The sequence below is a fragment of the Gracilibacillus sp. HCP3S3_G5_2 genome, assembly GCF_052063305.1.
Classification (GTDB): Bacteria; Bacillota; Bacilli; order Bacillales; family Amphibacillaceae; genus Gracilibacillus.
Window position 1 is genome coordinate 188,330 of the sequence record NZ_JBQHXU010000006.1, and the last position, 18,123, is coordinate 206,452.

Genomic DNA, 18,123 nt, shown 5'->3' on the forward strand with positions numbered 1-18,123 from the left:
AGTCAATACTATTTTACTTTATTAGTTAACTTTTTTGTGTTTTTCTTCTAGTCATTTAGCTAATATAACTGTTTTATCCTAATTAATTAGTTATGTTAATTGCAAAAAACGACTAGTTTCGTCATTCCCCAAGCATATAAAGCCTGATGCACTAGGAATTTTAGAACGTTTGATAGCAAATAATATTTTGTATTAATACATTTTTTTTGAATAAATTACGTTTTTCGACTTTAATATGCAGTTTCATAGAGATATCAAAAAATAAACTGTCTAGTAAAAGTAGCATGCACCCTCACTAGACAGTTTATTTTTTCTCTCGAAGTGTTCTATTTTATTATGAAATGTATTCCATGTAGGAATTAATTAGCAAAATGTACTTCCATTGGCGGATAATCTTCTTTACTTCCCCAAGTAGATGGCATTCGTAATTCCAACTCACCATCTTCGAATTTGTCTAATATTTCTTTTTTCGTCGTCATCATGAAGTAGCCTTCTACTTTTTCATGCGGCTCTAAAGAAGCACGTTCTCCATATTCTATTAAATCATATTGTTCTGCTAAATCTAATGGAACCCCGTCATCCTCGTCTGCCAGGTGGTGTGTCTCAAACATAACGTTTGGTACTTCACCTTCCGAATCCATAATCTCTTCACTATCAATATGAGCTAATTGCCATGGAATCAGTGATACATCTTCTTCATCTGTTAAATTTTCAATTTCGGCTTCAATAAATATTAATGCATCATAATAATGACTTCCAAAGTCTAGTTCCCAAATAGTTTCTTCCAATTCTGGCGGTATACCATCTAGGTAATAAGCATCCTTCAACTCATACGATACTTCAATATCATCAAACTCATTATGTATTAAACTCGTTTCTCCTGCTAAAGTTATATCTATCCGATCAAAAGTATTATCGATTTCTTCTGTAGCTACTTCCTCTGTTTCGTTTCCGTTTGTTGCGTTTTCACTGCTACCTGCATCCTCATTACATCCTGTTATGAATACTGCTAATGCTGTAAAAATAAATATTATGTACTTTTTCATTTTATTTCTCTCCTTGAATTATGCTTCATTGATAAATGATCATAATTGTGCTAATAATTGGTTTCCTGACAGAAAGATAATACTTCATATTCGCCATACCTACCTCCCATAGAAGGAAATTTAACCCAACACACATTCTACCATGTATTGGAAGTGAAATAATATAGGATAATTCTACTATTTTCAGACTGCAATTCCACTTGAATACTAACCAACATATGTGTTTTCTTATTATATTACGGAATATTAATCCAAAAGGGTTACTCTCTATAAAAACCCCCTAAAATCATAAAAACACCTCCACGTTTGCTATAGTTGAATTGAGTCAACCAACTACCAAACAGAAGAGGTGTGAAACAAGCATTCAATAGTATATTAAATTTAAATCTTGATCCATCTAGTTTGATTAGGTAATATTTCTATACTACTAGTGAAATACTGACTATGGATAATATCTTCACCTTCAAAGTCCGATTTTAATAGGACCTTTTCATCTGAAACATTAATGAGTACAAGGATTTTATCGCCTGTTACTTCATTACTTCTTATAATAGAAAAAACTCGATCATCTAAGAAAAGCACTTCTTGTTTCGCATTAGGATGAAAGGCCGTTTGATTTCTTCGGAGCTTTATTAGTTGAGATAATTTATTAAAGACTTTAGCTCTCAAAGTGTCTCTCTTAAGTTCTTCCACAAGAGTACTCTTATTTAACTTTTCCCGATTTATACGGCGATTTATTCCAAATTCTTTTACACCCTTATAGTCATTTTCTGAACCTAATAAACTATGAATATAAATACCCGGAACACCTACTACAGACAATAAAATAGATTGAGCAGCAAGGAAACGTCGAACCTTTATATCCTCCATTTCATCTGGATGAGTGAGTGCATTTAGGTAATTAATATTTAATTCATATGGACTTTTCGTTCCATCGCCATTATCTTTATAGGAAACTAATCCACCATGTTCTGTCGTTTTATCTACCATAAATTGTTTTTCATCATCAGTTAATATGCCTTCTGTTGGTCGCATTCCTATACCATCATGAGAAGCTAAGAAGTTAAAATAAGTAGTATCAGAAGTAGTAGGATCTAAACTAGCTGCCCACTCTGATAACTTTCTTGCGTTACTCGTTAAGAATGAAAAGAGAGTTAAAGGCGGTAAAGGAAATTGATACACCATCTGGGCTTCATCATAACCGTTCCCGAAATAACTTATATTGTCCTTATGAGGTACATTGGTTTCTGTAATTAAGATCGTTCCAGGAGCACTGCATTCCAGAACCTCCCTAATAAGCTTGATTAATTGATGTGTCTCATCTAAGTGCATACAGCTAGTACCCAATTCTTTCCACATAAACCCTATCGCATCGAGCCTTAAATACTTTGCACCATTTTGAACATACATATTTAAAATATCAAGTATCTCTAATAATAAATCTGGATTTTTATAGTTTAAATCGATTTGATCATCACTGAATGTTGTCCATACATACTTTTTTCCTTCCAATGTGTCAAATGAAGTTAATAATGGTAAAGCTCGTGGTCGAGTAACTTGACTATAATCTAAGTTAGGATCTGATTCAATAAAGTATTTTTTATACTTTTCATCACCATTCAAAAATCCCTTAAACCAATCACTACTTTTTGATATATGATTTATTACCGCATCAAACATTAGATGGTAATACTTCGACAGCTGATTTACATGCTCCCATTCTCCTAAATCAGGGTCAATTTCTCTATAATCTACTACAGAGAACCCATCATCAGATGTATAAGGGTAAAATGGTAAGATATGGACAGCATTGACACTATCTACATATTCTACAAGAAATTCTTTTAATGTTTGCAAGGGTGGCTTTCCTTGTTCTTTTATGCTATCCCCATAAGTAATGAGCATAACATCTTTTTCACTTACCCACTCTTGCTGCACGGAATGGTTGGAATGATATTTTGCTACAATTTGTTCAATTTGTTGATATATCTCATTAATATTATAACCTTTATCACCATATAAAAAGTGTAGTTTCTCTATTATTTTTTCTTTAGAATTCGATCGAATTAAACTCATATTACATACACCCTTACTTTTTGAATTTAGCATTAAAGAAGTCTGGTAACATTCTCAACCGTTTGTTTCAAGTTATTTTCCGCATTATAGAAAGCCTCTTCAAGACTACAAGGATTCTGCATGATACTATGTACAGATAATAACCCTTTTTCGTAAAGTGATTCATACCCACTTCCTACCGTACCTGCAAATGCAATCACAGGAATATTACTTTCATTTGCGATGTCTGTTATACCAGAGACCACTTTGCCATTTGGTGTTTGATGATCAATTTTTCCCTCACCTGTAAAAATGTAATCAACATTGGCTATTTTCTCCGAAAAACTTATCGTATCAAGGACTAATTTAATACCACTTCTCAAAGTTGCTCCTATTGCCAATAGTGCAGCTCCCATACCACCTGCTGCTCCTGAACCAGGTATCTCCCCAAGGTTTTTACCTAATTGTTCATACATAACCCTATTTAGATGTTCTAAATTATGATCTAATAGCTTCATCATACTTGATGTGGCTCCTTTTTGCGGTCCAAATACATAGGAAGCTCCGTTTGTCCCAGTTAAGGGGTTATTGACATCGCAAGCTACCGAGATAGTTACATTAGTAATTCTATTATCTATTGTAGTAAGATCGAATTGATGTATATCTCCTAATGACTTGCCCCCAACTCCTATAGATTCTCCATTTTTATTTGTTATCGATGCTCCTAAGGCTTGTAGCATCCCAATACCACCATCATTAGTAGCGCTACCACCGATAGTAATAATTAAATTTGTAATTTGATGATCAAGTGCAGCAAGTATAAGTTCTCCTGTACCATAACTTGTTGCAAAAAGTGGGTTTCTTCTTTCCTTGGTAACCAAATGAATACCACTTGCTTCAGCCATTTCAATTACTGCTGTCTTACTATCCTGCAATATGCCATATCTTGCTTTGACTCTTTCACCTAGTGGACCTGTTACTTGTTGATAATATACTTCACCACCATGTGCTAGGAGAAGGGCATCTAAAGTTCCTTCTCCTCCATCTGCAACAGGAAGTTTAACAACTTCCGAATCAGGTTTTACGGACATAATTGCTTCTCGCATTATATTTGCAACCTTAGAGGCTGTCATACTCTCTTTAAATGAATCTGGCGACACTAATATTTTCATTCTATCACTCAACTTTTTTTAAAATTGAAAAAGCTTGTTTTAATCTGTCCCCAATCTAATTGATCGGTACTCTCAACCAAGAAATCAGCATATTCTAGGTTCTTGCCCACACCAACCGCAAACATATCACTATCCTTTATAGCTTCTATACCGACTACAGCGTCTTCAATACCAATAGCACAAGAAGGATGGACTTGAAGAGCCTCACAGACATTAAGAAATATTTCAGGATCTGGCTTAGAGCGAGTAATTTTATTTGCGTCTGCACAATAATCAAACAACTCTTCTATTTTTAATGCTTTCAGCACCGTTTGTGCATTTTTTGAAACTGATGCTAAACCTATTAAAATTCCTTCTTCTTTTAGTTTGGCTATTAATGGTTGAATCCCTGGCAAGATCGCATCAGGAGTTAGTTGGCTAATATATTGTTTATATATCTCATTTTTTTCATTGGCTAACTTTTCTTTTTCTTCCTCTGTAAAGTTCTGAGCTTTATTTCCTTTTTCTAAGATAAGCTCTAATGATTGAACACGACTAACACCTTTTAAATTTTCATTAAACTTCTGATCGAATTCAATATTCAGTTTATCCGCTAAATCTTTCCATGCTAAATAATGAAAATGTGCAGTATCTGTTATTACGCCATCTAAATCAAAGATTACAGCATCTATCTTTCTTGTCCCCATTCAATTAATTCCTCTCTTTATTTATGCATTGGTTACGCTATATCAATTTGTAGTTGATCTTCTACCTGGTAATATTCACCATTTATTTGGAACTTTATTGATTCGCCTTCTGATTTATTAATAACTATTCTTTCTTTATCTACTGTGATTTTAATAGATCTTCCTCGATAATGAAGTGGAAATGTGACAGATGTCCATGTATCAGGTATTGTTGGATTTAACGTTATTTCTTCATCACCAAATGATACATTCAGAAAGCTAAACACTGATAACCATATCGATCCTAGTGATGCGGCATGAATTCCTTCATCTGATGAATGCGGGTTTGGCCCTAAATCTATTAGGCATGCTTCTTGAAACAACGTATAAGCTAAATCCTTCTCGTTACATCTCATCGCTACGATGGCATGTATCGCTTTACTTAAGGATGAATCATGGATAGTTCGATCCTCATAATATTTAAAATTCTTCAAAATTGTGTCTTTCTCGAATAATTCTGGAAATAAATATAACAACATCACTACATCTGCTTGCTTCAATATTTGCATTTCATTTACTTCTGCTCGAGAATAATCCAACAAAATCGATTGACTTCCTTGCATTTTCTTATATTTTTCTAAATTAATTGTTGGTTTAGTTAAGAAAGTATCATCTTGTGGAATAATTTTTTCATCATTTTCTTTCGGTAAATATAACTTTTCTAGAAAATTTTCACCTGCAATTTGAAGTTCTTTATTTATTACTTGAAATTCCTTTAAATAGTTTAATGCTTGTTCAACATTATAGTAGGCCATATAATTTGTATAAGCATTATTATCAATAAACTCCGTATATTCATCTGGACCAATGACATTTTTGATAGAAAGAGTCCCTTCTTCTTCTGTAGCTCTACTTATCCAAAATTTACTGGTTTCTTCTAACAATGTTATTCCTTCATTTTTCATAAACTCTTTATCTCTTGTTGTTTCATAATATTGAATAACTGCAAAGGCAATATCTGCTACTATGTGATGTTCTGCCATTGCAGAAGCTACTTTTTGTCTTTTACCAGTTTTAATATTAATAGCTGCATACGTTGGAGTCTCTTCTTCTCCAGTTAAGGCACTTTCCCAAGGAAATTGCGCTCCTTCATATCCATTTGCCTTTGCTTTTTTCATCGCCTGCGGAATTCTATCATATCTATATTGTAGTAATTGCTTAGCAATAGTTGGATTTGTATATAGATAAAATGGCAAGATAAAAATTTCCGTATCCCAAAAAACATGTCCTTTATAACCTTCACCGGTTAGACCTTTAGCAGCTACACTAAATTTATTGTTGTGTTTCGGTGTCATTATATCAATATGATAGATAGCAAAATCGATAGCTAATTGATCCATCTCTTGTTCAGATGCTATTACTACTCGATTTTTATCCCAAAACTGTTTCCAATGTTTAGTGGATTGTTTGGCTATCTGCTCATATCCAACATGGGATACTTCTCTAATTTTTTTTAGCCCTATCTCCTCTAATGAGGAATCTTCCGCTAGATCATTATCTAAACTTGTATAAATCACCCCATACTTTTCCATCGTGTAGGTTTCATTTTGTTTCAATGAAACCGACGATGTAGCTAAAAGTTGTCGATTTTTAGATATAAAGTCGATATTATCAACTTTTGAATGTTTACAGGCAGAAAATAATGCGATTGAATGTTCAGCTTTTGAAGTCTCATAAAGTCCATGTAAATATAACTCATCATAAACCCTTAGCGATTTCTCTATTAAATGTTGTCGGCCAAAATTTGTTTGTTGACCATCAATTCCAGTTACTATTTTCATATTTACATCTCTATTTAAACATTGAACAGTTACTTTAGAAGCAAATACATGTAGGTCATGTTTAGCTACTAATCTCTGAAAATGAAGTGCCAGTTTCACACCAGCCTCATTTTCCCAAACAATATTCCTTGTCAGCTCACCACTTACCAAATGAAGTTGCCTGCTGTAGGAATGTATTTCGCCTTTCATTAATGAGAAAGCTTCACCATTTATTTCAATTTTCATTCCTATTAAATCTGGCAGGTTAACTATCTCATCCGGCTCACCTTCAAACATCTTGTTGTAAATACCTGCTACATATGTTCCTCTTTTTTGTTCAGGATACGCTTCCTCATGTACTCCACGAATACCCATATATCCATTTCCTAATGTCATGAGAGTACCGTATTTGTTTAATTTCTTCAGATCAAAATGATCATCTAGTAATACTTGTTGCTTCTTCATAAATACACACTCTCTCCTGTTTCTGCAGCTTGATATAATGCTTCAATGAGCGTTTGAATGAAATATCCTTGTTCCCCATTTGCTATTAATGGGGAATGATACCCTTGACAATGATCAATGAAAGTCTCAATACTTTTAGTTGCTGTATCCCTTTCATTCGTCACTTCTCTATCATATAGAGAAATTAATTTTCCCTTTTCATCTGTATAAATTTCCAATGGGTAAAGAGAAGCTCCTGATTTACTACCAGAAAATTCTATATTTAATACTTTTTCCGGTTTTATATGGAGAGCAAAAGATGTTTCCACCTGTATTAACCCTCCATTTTCTAACTCAATAAAACCAAAAAGTGAGTCTTCCACTTCATATTTTTGAGGATCCCATTTTCCAAACGTTCCTTCTGACTTATACGGCCCTATCTTTCGATACATTTTAGCAGTTACCTTAGCTACTTTTGGAAAACCTAATATATATAAAGCACTATCTAACATATGGATACCGATATCGATTAAAGGCCCTCCACCTTGAATGTCTTTATTGGTAAAATTACCCCATCCAGGTACACCTGATCTTCTTAAAGCAGAAACTTTGGTATGATAAACCTCCCCCAATGTTCCACCATTATAATTCTGGCGTACTATAGAAACTTCCTTTGAGAAACGATGCTGAAAGTTATATGCCAATATTCTATTATGTTTCTTAGCAATTTCAGCCATCATTTTCGCCTCTGCTGAAGAAATGCTAGGTGGTTTTTCACACAGCACATGACAGCCAGCTTCAAGTGCTTTTTTTACATATTGAAAGTGATATTTGTTCGGTGTACAAACACTAACAATATCCGGCTGCTCCTTACTTAACATTTCTGTTACATCCGTATAGATGCCTGAAATATTGTGTCGCCTAGCAAAGGCTTGTGCACTTGCCTTTCGATGACCCATTACAGCAATTAAGTCGATGTCTTCTCTGTTTTGATAAATTGGTATGTGCGTAGTTTCTGCTACTTGTCCGCCACCAATAATTGCCACTTTCCATTTATCCACCTGTATGCACCTCTTAAATATCTAGAATTCCCTTTAGATAAGCTATAGCTTTTTGATACGCTTTTTCAGGTTGTTCCCCTCTAATTCTACATTCAATGGTTAAATACCCATCATAATCATCCGCTTTTAACTGCTCAAAACACTTTTTGAAGTCAATCGAACCGCTACCAGGCTGAAAACGATGATTGTCAGCTAAGTGAATATGTTGTAGTAAATTTCTATTCTCATGTAACGATAGCAACATATTATCTTCTTCAATATTCATATGATAGAAATCACCGATAATCTTAGTGTTTGTGAGGTTATTTTTCTCAATATATTCTCTTGCTTCTGCTACCGTATTAATCATATGATCTTGATACCTGTTTAACGGTTCTAGAAAAATAGTCGTATTTGTTTCATCAGCCACTTTGTCTAAATATTGCAAGGAATCACTGACTGCCTTCCAATCATCCTGTTTACTTCTCGGTGCTTCCATCGGGGGCAAACGGTACGTAAACATCCCCCATGCAGCAGGGACAATAATTCCTGCCCCCCCAACTTCTTGTAAGGCATGTAGAATATTGGAGATTTCTTTTAAACCGTTCTTTCTTTTTTCTTCTGAAAAGTCCCCAATCCATCCATTATATCCACCGCAAGCTGTACTTACTTCAAGCTGGGTCTCCTTCATAGCTACTTTAATTTCGTCAAGGTTTTCTACTAACACTTTTCCATCTACTTCAAATCCATCAAGACCTAATTCTTTTATATAGTGAAATTTTTCCAAAATGTTTCTCGGAAAAAAGCTTTGATCCTGCGTTCCCAGTTTCATGCTATACACCCTTTCCTGTTTTGAATTACTTTACAGAATGCTTCACACCTAATTTGATACTTAAGTTTGGTGATTGATCGACATATTTCATATAAGCTTCCGCACTTTCTTCAAAATGAACAATTGGGTCTATTATTTTTTCACAATTTAAATAGCCATTCATCAATAATTGCCAACATGTTTTCTCGATCCTTTTACGATCCCATCTTGGATAATCAGGGTTAGGTTCACTTGCCGCTCTAGAGAAAACGATATTTGCATTATTAAAATGTGCTTCTCGCCCAAAATTCAGACCTTCTGGAAAAGGCTTAGCGAAAGCGATGTAAGAAATCGTTCCACCATAACCAATTGCTCTTAAAGCATCCTGTAAGGCACTACCAATTCCGCTTGTTTCTATATACACATCAGCACCTATTTTATTAGTATGCTTTTTAATTTCATATCCTATATCACAGCTTGTTGGATCTAAGCAAAGGTCAGCACCATGCTCCTTAGCAATTTCCCGACGTCGTTCGATCGGATCTACCGCTACTACGAAACTAGCACCAGCCTTCTTCACTAATTGAATGGCAATTTGTCCTATGGCACCTAGTCCAGAAACCACCACATAATCCCCTGCACGTACATTCCCATCTCTTACAGCACCTAAAGCAAACTGTGCTGGATCATAACATACTGCATTTTGCCATTTTGCATCTTTAGGCATTTTCAACAGACGATGGTTATCTACGGCATTTACTATAACTGTTTCAGAGATTGGACCATAAGTGCAAACTCGCTCACCAATCGCATAACCTTCTACTTTGTTGCCTACTTCTATAATCTCACCCACGACCATGTTACCTAGTTGAAATTCTCCGAAGACAATCCCTTTTTGGGATTGGTCTTGACGAGGCATAAACATCCGCCATTCTTCTGAGAACTCCTCCTCCATAAATGGAGTTAACCCACGAAAATCAACAACCTCTGTCCCATGTTTAGGTGCTGAGAATTCTACTTTTATCTTTACCTCATTTTCTTCAATTGTTCTCTCTGATAGTGTTACTAACTCTGCTACTCTAGGCTTTGTTGCTACTAATGTTTTCATAATGGACATCCTTTCTTGTTTTTAACCTTTTACCCCACCATCTGTAACATTCCCTTTTATTAAACTTTCAGAAATTGCATACAAGATAACTACTGGTAAGGCTGTTACAATGGAAGCGGCCATCATTCGACCCCATATATAATCCGGTGTACTGAATAATGAATTAAGACCTACTGGTAATGTGAAATTATCATCACTAGAGAAAAAGATAGACGCGAATAAGAAGTCATTCCATGCCACCATGAAACAATAAACAAATACCGAGATAATACCAGATAATGATAGTGGTATTATGATATAGAAAATTACCTTCACTCTATTTAAGCCGTCAATTTTAGCCGCCTCTTCTAGATCTTTCGGAATTGTTTCAAAGTAACTATTTAACATCAAAATCGCAGTAGGTAATGTCTGCACAATCATCACGATAATCAACGAAGTTCTTGTGTCATATAATCCTAGTCCTGAAATGATTTTAAATAAAGGAACAACTAATAGAATTCCCGAGAACATATAAACGGTGTAAAAACTTGCATTAATCGTTAGCCGCCCTCTAAAATTCAAACGTGATAAGGCATATGCGCCAAATATAGCAATACACACAGAAATAAGTGATGCCGTTATAGAAACAACAAAACTATTTTCTAAGTACGTTAAGTACGGAAATATATTGGGATTAAAAATATCTATAAAGTGTTCGAAAGTCCATTCTTGAGGTAAAAATGTTGGATTCCTCGAAATAGCTTCCTGTGGGCTTTTAAAAGATGTCATCAACATAATAAAAAATGGAAACAAACAAATTAGTAGTATTAAAAGCATCCCAAAGTAGAAAAACAATTTCTTCGCTATTTTTGTACTTTTCGTGTTAACGGTTGCCATTTAAGTTCACCCTCTTTCTAACAAAAATAATAAGTGTACAAATGATAAGGAAGAGGAGCACAGAAATTGCTGATGCTTTCCCTAAATCATTGAATGCAAATGCTGTTTCATATAAATAAATACCTAATACATTTACTTTATTCGTCAATAAATAAACGTCTTCGAACATATAAAACATCCAGATTGTACGAAGTGTTACAACTGTTAATAGCACAGGCATAATCGCTGGCAGTGTTACAGCTTTAAATTTTTCCCATAAATTTGCCCCATCTATATCAGCTGCCTCATATAATGTAGGTGAAATGGTTTGCAGAATTGCTAAAAAAGAAATAAAGGCATACGGGAAATATCTCCAGATTGCGAATAACACTACTAAAACAAAACTACTTGTTGGATTATCAAACCAAAGCGGAGCTTGATCAAACAAATGGAAAATATCTCTTCCAATGTAGTTAATAATTCCATAACCATTATTAAACATATATTTCCAAGCAAAAATTAATGAAATGGATGGTGTTACATAAGACAAAATGATAAGAGATCGGGCAATTTTACGAAATTTGAATGGTCTATTAAATAAAATCGCTACGTATAGACCTACAATCGTACTACCAGCTACTACTAAAATGGTATATAACAAAGTGATTCCCAATGATTTGTAAAATTCAATATCAGTTAAAGTGTCTATATAGTTTTCTAATCCTATAAATTCCGCACCCAATCTAGGATTAACAGGTTGATCAAAAAAACTATAGTAGATGTTCGATAACATTGGATAACCAATAAGCATTAGTATTAAAAATATACTAGGGAATAATAATATTAATGCTAGTTTTCCATCTGAGGCTTCTCTTTTGATTTTAAACATTATCCTTCCCACCTTCTAAAAATCCCTATATAAAGCTGTATTTATATAAAGGCTACAAGGTAGCACAGTTGCTATCTCGTAGCCTCTACAAGTTATTCTAGTACACCCTGTATGCTTTCCTCTGCAGCTTCTAACTCTTCTTTTATATCCATTTGTCCTACAGTAATACGGTTAATCATTGTAGGTATTGCTCCTGAACTTGTGATATCTCCCATTTTTACGAAGTTTTTATCATCTACTAATCCAAACACTTGAATATCATCAAATGACTCCGCAATTTCTGTAGATAAATCTCCAAATGATTGGACAACTTCATTTGATTGGTAATTTTCATTTTCCACTACACCTCTGTGTACTGGTTGTGCACCACCCGGTGCCATTAAAATCCATTCTGTCGTATTTTCCGGTTGTGACATAAATTCAACAAAAGTTTGTGCAGCTTCTTTTTCCGCATCATCTAATGCAGATGTAATGGTGAAGGAAGTAGTTGTCCCAAATACTGCCTCTGTTTCTTCTGTTGGAATAGCATAACCTATATTACTAGGATCCCCATCATTGAAGATACCTGGTAAAATATAAGTGGAATAAACAGCCATTGGAGCAGTACCATTCATAAATGCATCTCTAACTTCTGTCGTGTCATTAGAACCAGGCATAGTGTATTTTGATAATTCTTGATAAAAAGCTAAAGCTTCTTCCATCTCTGGCGTATTGATGGTTAAGTTACCTTCTGCATCTAGAATATTTGCATTATTAGATAACGCAAATTGAGAAAAAGATTGTTCTGAATAGTTACTTTCCACTGTTGGTAATGCAATTCCATACTGTTGATTTGATTCATCCGTAAAGGCTTTTGCTATTTCAAGAAGTTCTTCCCAGCTTGTTGGTTCCTCAAAACCTTCTGACTCTAACATTTCTTTGTTATACCAGATACCTTGTACCCAACCACTAATTGGTACACCTCTATAACTTGTTCCATCTTCTGAACGCATCAATTTAAGCGCGCCTTCATAGTAATTGTCTTCCCCAACATTTTCAATAATTGACTGTACCGCATTTCTATCAATTAACTCATCTTTATCCATTACTTTCGCATAATCTTGACCAACCTCTACTACCTCAGGGAGTTCACCTGATTGTGCTAGAGTTATAATTCTAGTATTTAAGTTACTTTCTTCCGTAACAACTTGATCTACTGTAATATGTGGGTACTCCGCTTCAAACTTTTCAATCAATCCATCAATTACAGTTAATCTTTCTTGTTCCACTGATGTGTGCATGAATTCTATTGTCACTTCCTCCGGAGTATCTTCCCCACCTTCCGTTTGTGACTCATCATTTGAACAAGCAATTAACATAAAGGCTATCAACAAAAAAGACATAAACATCATAAATTTTGATTTCATTTTATTAACCCTCCTAATTGTATAAAAACTTTAAATTATACCTTTCTTTATATGTAACAGTTATCAACCCCTCTATCTTTTGTTCAATACCTGATACAGTAAATGAAAACCCTTAAAAGGGACCGGTCCCAAAATTAACCGAAAAGAATGGGAGCGGTACCAATTGGTTATAGCATAATACAATCTTCCTAGTTGTGTCAAGAATATATTTAAATTAAAACTTGTAAAAAACTTCCTTTGCAAGCCATAAACATTGACGTATAAGCATATTTCATTCTAAAGTAATCCTAATAACAAAAGGGTTATCCCTTTATCAATTCCGTTCTCACAAAATTCTTCTAAGTTGAGAGGTGACATTTTATCAAGATTATATTACACTATATTTGGTACCGTTCCCAAAAAAGGAGGTAAATAAATGAAACCAACAATATATGATATAGCAAAAGCAGCAAATGTATCTAAATCTACTGTTTCTCGTGTGCTTAATAATAATCCCAATATTTCTGAAAAAAGTAAACAGAGAGTATTGAAAGCAATTGAAGAGTTAAATTATCAACCAAGTAAAATTGCAAGAGGTTTATCCTCTGGATTTGATGCTATTTTAGTCGTATCGAGAACTACAACTACGACGAAGAACAATCCTTTTTTTTCTGAAATTTTACATGTGATTGCTATGCATGCTGAAAAAGAAAATTATGATGTCATTTTACAAACATCACAAAACAATGTAGAAGAAATTCAAAAAACAGTTGCAAAAACTTCATCAAAAATTGTAAAAGGAATTATCATGTTAAGTTCTCCCACTGATGAAAGTTATTTTAATGAAATTAATGACCTAAATATACCTACTGTAGTAATTGGTAAAGTAGATGGAGATTTTGATAATATTTATTCAGTTGATACAGACAGCTTTAAAGATAGTTATAATTTAGTCCAATATATGATTGATCTTGGTCATAAAGATATAGCTTGTTTATACTCCCCACAAGACTATCATGTATCTATTGATAGATTGGAAGGGTATAAACAATGCTTAGAGGATAACCATTTACCTTTAAATGAATCATTAATGATAAATTGTGGCTTTACAATGGATAAAGCGTATACTGCTTCAAAAAAATTATTTCAAGCAGAATCACAACCAACCGCCATTTTTGCTACAGACGACTTAAAATTGTTAAGTTTATATAAAATACTAGATGAGTTAAATATTAAAACTCCTTCTGAACTATTAGTAGGTGGTTATAGCAACACAGAAGTTACATCCTTTTTATTCCCCTCTTTGATACAAATTGAAAATCCTACAGAGGAATTAGGAGAAATCGCAACAAATTTATTATTTACTATTATTGCGGATAAACCGATTGAAGAAAGAAACATCATTATACCAACTAATCAAAAAATACTCGGTTCAAAATATAAAAAATAAAAGGAGAATCTTATGCCTATAAGTTTTTATCAACATGCAAATCTATTCCACTTATATTCTAATGATATGAGTTATATCATTAAAATTTTTAATGGCTATCCTCTCCATTTATATTGGGGAAATAGAATTACAGATTCACCAGAAATAGTGCATTTATTTGATAATTATCGAGATGAAACTTTAAGATCTTTACTCCAAGAATATCCACAATATGGGACAAGTGATTTCAGACACCCAGCCTACCAAGTGCAATTACCTGATGGCAGTCGTATCACCGAATTAGTATATGATCACCATGAAATAATTAATGGCAAACCTGGATTGTCAGGTTTACCTTCAACATATGTGGAGGAAAGCGAAGAAGCTACTACACTAATACTGCATTTGAAGGATTATTATAGTGGGCTAACAGTAGCTCTATCCTATTCTATTTATTCTGATTTAAATGTATTAAGTCGTTCCGCTACATTTACAAATAACGGCAAGGAGCATTTGCACTTACTACGTGCATTAAGCGCGAGTGTTGACTTTGCTGATAATGACTATGATCTTATTTATTTATACGGTGCATCGCGAAGAGAACGGCAAATAGAAAGAAGAACACTAGGTCATGGTATATCTACTATTGAAAGTCGAAGAGGTGCAAGTGGTCATCATTTTAATCCATTTCTTGCATTAGTAAAACCGGAAACCACGGAAGACTATGGGGATACATATGGATTTAGTTTTATATATAGTGGTAATTTTAAAATGGAAGCGGAAGTCGATCAATTTCATTCAACTAGAGTGTCAGTTGGAATTAATCCTTTCGATTTTTCTTGGAATCTTACACCAAAGGAAACCTTTCAAACACCAGAAGTTGTGATGGTTTACTCTAATAATGGTCTAGGAGACATGTCTAGAACTTATCATCAACTTTTTAGAGAGCGTTTATGTAGAGGGACCTACAAAACTGCTTCACGACCTATATTGATTAATAATTGGGAAGCCACTTATTTTGATTTTGATGAAGACAAAATATTAGCAATTGCTGATTCTGCCACAGAATTAGGAATTGAATTATTAGTACTTGATGATGGTTGGTTTGGTAAAAGAAATGATGATACATCATCTTTAGGCGACTGGTTTGTGAATAAGCAAAAACTTCCGAATGGGTTACAATCGTTAGCTGAAAAAATTAATGCGAAAAACTTAAAATTCGGATTATGGGTTGAACCCGAAATGATATCTCCAGACAGTGATTTGTATAGAAAACATCCTGATTGGTGCATTCATGTAGATGGAAGGAAAAGAACAGAATATAGAAATCAACTTGTGCTAGATCTTTCACGTCAAGATGTACGAGATTATTTATATGAGACATTGTATAATCTATTTTCTAGTCTCCCTATCTCCTATGTAAAATGGGACATGAATCGAAACATGACAGAAATCGGTTCTAAAAAGCTAAAAGGACATCAACAAAAAGAACTAGTACACAGATACATATTAGGGCTATACGAGTTACTTGAAAAATTAACGAATGCCTTTCCAAAAATATTGTTTGAAGGTTGTGCTGGAGGTGGTGGCAGGTTTGATCCAGGAATTCTTTATTATATGCCGCAGATTTGGACGAGTGATAATACAGACGCTGTAGAACGACAAAAGATACAATATGGCACTAGTCTTGTATATCCATTTAGTACCATGGGATCTCATGTGTCAGATATCCCAAATCATCAAGTAGGAAGAATAACGTCACTTGAAACCCGTGGTGATGTTGCTCTTTCTGGTAATTTTGGTTATGAACTTGATTTAACAAGTTTTACATCAGGTGATAAGGAAATTGCTAAAAATCAAATCGAATATTATAAATCAGTTCGAACACTTATTCATAATGGCAATCTCTATCGCCTTATTAGTCCATTCGAAGAAAATGAAGCGTCTTGGATGTTTGTTTCCCCAGATAAAAAAGAAGCAATCGTATTCTACTTCAAAACGTTATCGGAAGCAAATAAATATCCGAAAAAATTAAAGTTAAAAGGGCTACATTCTAATTACAAGTACAAAATAGTTAGTAGTAATACTTTTTATTATGGTAACCAACTTATGAATGTTGGAATAAGTATTTCAGAGGAAAAATCTGATTTCATCAGTCAAAAATTCAGATTAATTACGGTAGAGTAAAAGAATTTCACAAAAGAGAGAGAAAAGTGATGATACTTTTTCTCTCTACATACAAACCCATATGTACAAGCTATGCTTGCGCAATGGGTTTTTACTGCTTTTTTTCTCCCATTTTTTCCAATGCTCTTCAGATTCCCAGCGGATTTGAACGAGAATCTCTTGCTCACCATTTTTGTTAATATACCGGAGTTAATGCATCTTTATCCGCTAACACGGACAATATATTTTTCACAGATAATTTCGCCATATCATTTCTTGTTTCTATCGTTGCATTCCCGATATGTGGTGTCATAACAATGTTTTGTAACTTTTTTAATTCCTCTGTAATTTTTGGTTCATATTCAAATACATCTATAGCAGCTCCACCAATCATTTTAGATTGTAAAGCTTTTACTAGATCTACTTCTTTTACTACTGACCCCCTTGATAAGTTAAGAAAAAATGCATCTTCTTTCATAATAGCAAACTCTTCTTCGCTAAATAGGTGATGTGTTTCCTTATTATAAGCAGTATGAACCGAAATGACATCACATGTTTGAAGCAAATCATTAAATTCTAAATAAGTTGCCAAAAAAGTCTTTTCCACCGTAAAAGACTTTTTTGATCTTCCTGTATAATAAATTTCCATTCCAAATGCCTTTGCTCTTCTTGCAACTGCTTGTCCTATTTTACCGAAACCCACAATACCTAGCTTTTTATTTGTCAATTCTTTTCCAAGGAAAAACAAAGGTGCCCAACCGTTAAACTGTTTTGTTCGACAGAACTGATCCCCTTCGGGAATACGCCTTGCGACGGATAACAACAAGCCCATTGTCAGTTCTGCAGTAGCTTCAGTTGATACTTTTGGTGTATTTGTCACTGGAATATTTCTTTGCTTTGCTGCTTCTAGATCAATGTTATCATAGCCAGCACCAAAGTTCGCAATTATCTTTAAATTTGTAGCTGCGTCTATCACCTTTTTCGTCACTTTCGTTGAGAGAGGACAGAGTAAAGCATCCGCTTCTTCTATGCCTTCCATTAATTCCTCTTCTGTAATCACACCCTCTTGTTCATACACCTTTACTTGATGGCTAGATAATAATTGATATCCGATTTGAGGAATTTTACCAGAAATAAATACTTTAGCCATGTTCTCACATCCTATTATTTCTTTTAAAAATGAGTTCATATCATTCAATGTGCTGTTTTTACCTTTCGAATATATAGTAATGCGTATT

General features: G+C 34.1%; 13 protein-coding genes and 1 pseudogene. 2 read left to right on the plus strand and 12 right to left on the minus strand.

The window, feature by feature from the left end; all coding sequences use genetic code 11:
• Window positions 1-359: 359 nt before the first annotated feature.
• From ACTNEP_RS11010 to ACTNEP_RS11060, 11 genes are all read right to left on the minus strand, one after another.
• Window positions 360-1,046 carry a hypothetical protein gene (locus tag ACTNEP_RS11010; protein WP_441162034.1) on the minus strand — a complete coding sequence of 229 codons (687 nt, stop codon included), beginning with the start codon at window positions 1,044-1,046 and terminating at the stop codon, window positions 360-362.
• Window positions 1,047-1,427: 381 nt separating this feature from the next.
• The gene (locus tag ACTNEP_RS11015) at window positions 1,428-3,122 is read right to left on the minus strand and encodes a sugar phosphorylase (RefSeq protein WP_441162036.1); all 1,695 of its coding nucleotides are present in this window, start codon (window positions 3,120-3,122) and stop codon (window positions 1,428-1,430) included.
• Window positions 3,123-3,154: 32 nt separating this feature from the next.
• Complete coding sequence (locus ACTNEP_RS11020; RefSeq protein WP_441162038.1) at window positions 3,155-4,273, minus strand: glycerate kinase; 1,119 nt, start codon at window positions 4,271-4,273, stop codon at window positions 3,155-3,157.
• 8 nt (window positions 4,274-4,281) lie between these two features.
• A complete protein-coding gene (gene pgmB, locus ACTNEP_RS11025; RefSeq protein ID WP_441162039.1) occupies window positions 4,282-4,959 on the minus strand; it encodes a beta-phosphoglucomutase in 678 nt (225 codons plus the stop codon).
• A 32-nt stretch (window positions 4,960-4,991) separates the two neighbouring features.
• Window positions 4,992-7,223, minus strand: coding sequence for a glycoside hydrolase family 65 protein (locus ACTNEP_RS11030; RefSeq protein ID WP_441162041.1), 2,232 nt, complete (start codon window positions 7,221-7,223; stop codon window positions 4,992-4,994).
• On the minus strand, window positions 7,220-8,263 hold the full coding sequence (locus ACTNEP_RS11035) for a Gfo/Idh/MocA family protein (protein ID WP_441162043.1): 1,044 nt from the start codon (window positions 8,261-8,263) through the stop codon (window positions 7,220-7,222). Before ACTNEP_RS11035 ends, ACTNEP_RS11030 begins: the two co-directional genes overlap by 4 nt.
• 13 nt (window positions 8,264-8,276) lie before the next feature.
• Entirely contained in the window at window positions 8,277-9,074 is a 798-nt protein-coding gene (locus ACTNEP_RS11040; protein ID WP_441162044.1) for a sugar phosphate isomerase/epimerase family protein, read from the minus strand.
• 25 nt (window positions 9,075-9,099) lie between these two features.
• On the minus strand, window positions 9,100-10,161 hold the full coding sequence (locus tag ACTNEP_RS11045; RefSeq protein WP_441162045.1) for a zinc-dependent alcohol dehydrogenase: 1,062 nt from the start codon (window positions 10,159-10,161) through the stop codon (window positions 9,100-9,102).
• 21 nt (window positions 10,162-10,182) lie between these two features.
• The gene (locus ACTNEP_RS11050; RefSeq protein ID WP_441162046.1) at window positions 10,183-11,037 is read right to left on the minus strand and encodes a carbohydrate ABC transporter permease; all 855 of its coding nucleotides are present in this window, start codon (window positions 11,035-11,037) and stop codon (window positions 10,183-10,185) included.
• Entirely contained in the window at window positions 11,024-11,905 is an 882-nt protein-coding gene (locus tag ACTNEP_RS11055; RefSeq protein ID WP_441162047.1) for a carbohydrate ABC transporter permease, read from the minus strand. The genes ACTNEP_RS11050 and ACTNEP_RS11055 overlap by 14 nt, the downstream gene beginning before the upstream one ends.
• A 92-nt stretch (window positions 11,906-11,997) precedes the next feature.
• Complete coding sequence (locus tag ACTNEP_RS11060; protein ID WP_441162048.1) at window positions 11,998-13,311, minus strand: ABC transporter substrate-binding protein; 1,314 nt, start codon at window positions 13,309-13,311, stop codon at window positions 11,998-12,000.
• Window positions 13,312-13,726: 415 nt separating this feature from the next.
• On the opposite strand from ACTNEP_RS11060, the pseudogene ACTNEP_RS11065 reads away from it, so the two are divergent.
• Window positions 13,727-14,762: pseudogene (locus ACTNEP_RS11065) on the plus strand (LacI family DNA-binding transcriptional regulator).
• Window positions 14,753-16,906: an alpha-galactosidase gene (locus ACTNEP_RS11070; RefSeq protein WP_441162050.1), complete on the plus strand. Its 2,154-nt coding sequence runs from the start codon at window positions 14,753-14,755 to the stop codon at window positions 16,904-16,906. Before ACTNEP_RS11065 ends, ACTNEP_RS11070 begins: the two are co-directional and overlap by 10 nt.
• A 175-nt stretch (window positions 16,907-17,081) precedes the next feature.
• Here ACTNEP_RS11070 and ACTNEP_RS11075 read toward each other — a convergent pair whose 3' ends face one another.
• On the minus strand, window positions 17,082-18,035 hold the full coding sequence (locus ACTNEP_RS11075; RefSeq protein ID WP_441162051.1) for an NAD(P)-dependent oxidoreductase: 954 nt from the start codon (window positions 18,033-18,035) through the stop codon (window positions 17,082-17,084).
• Between the last annotated feature and the right edge of the window lie 88 nt (window positions 18,036-18,123).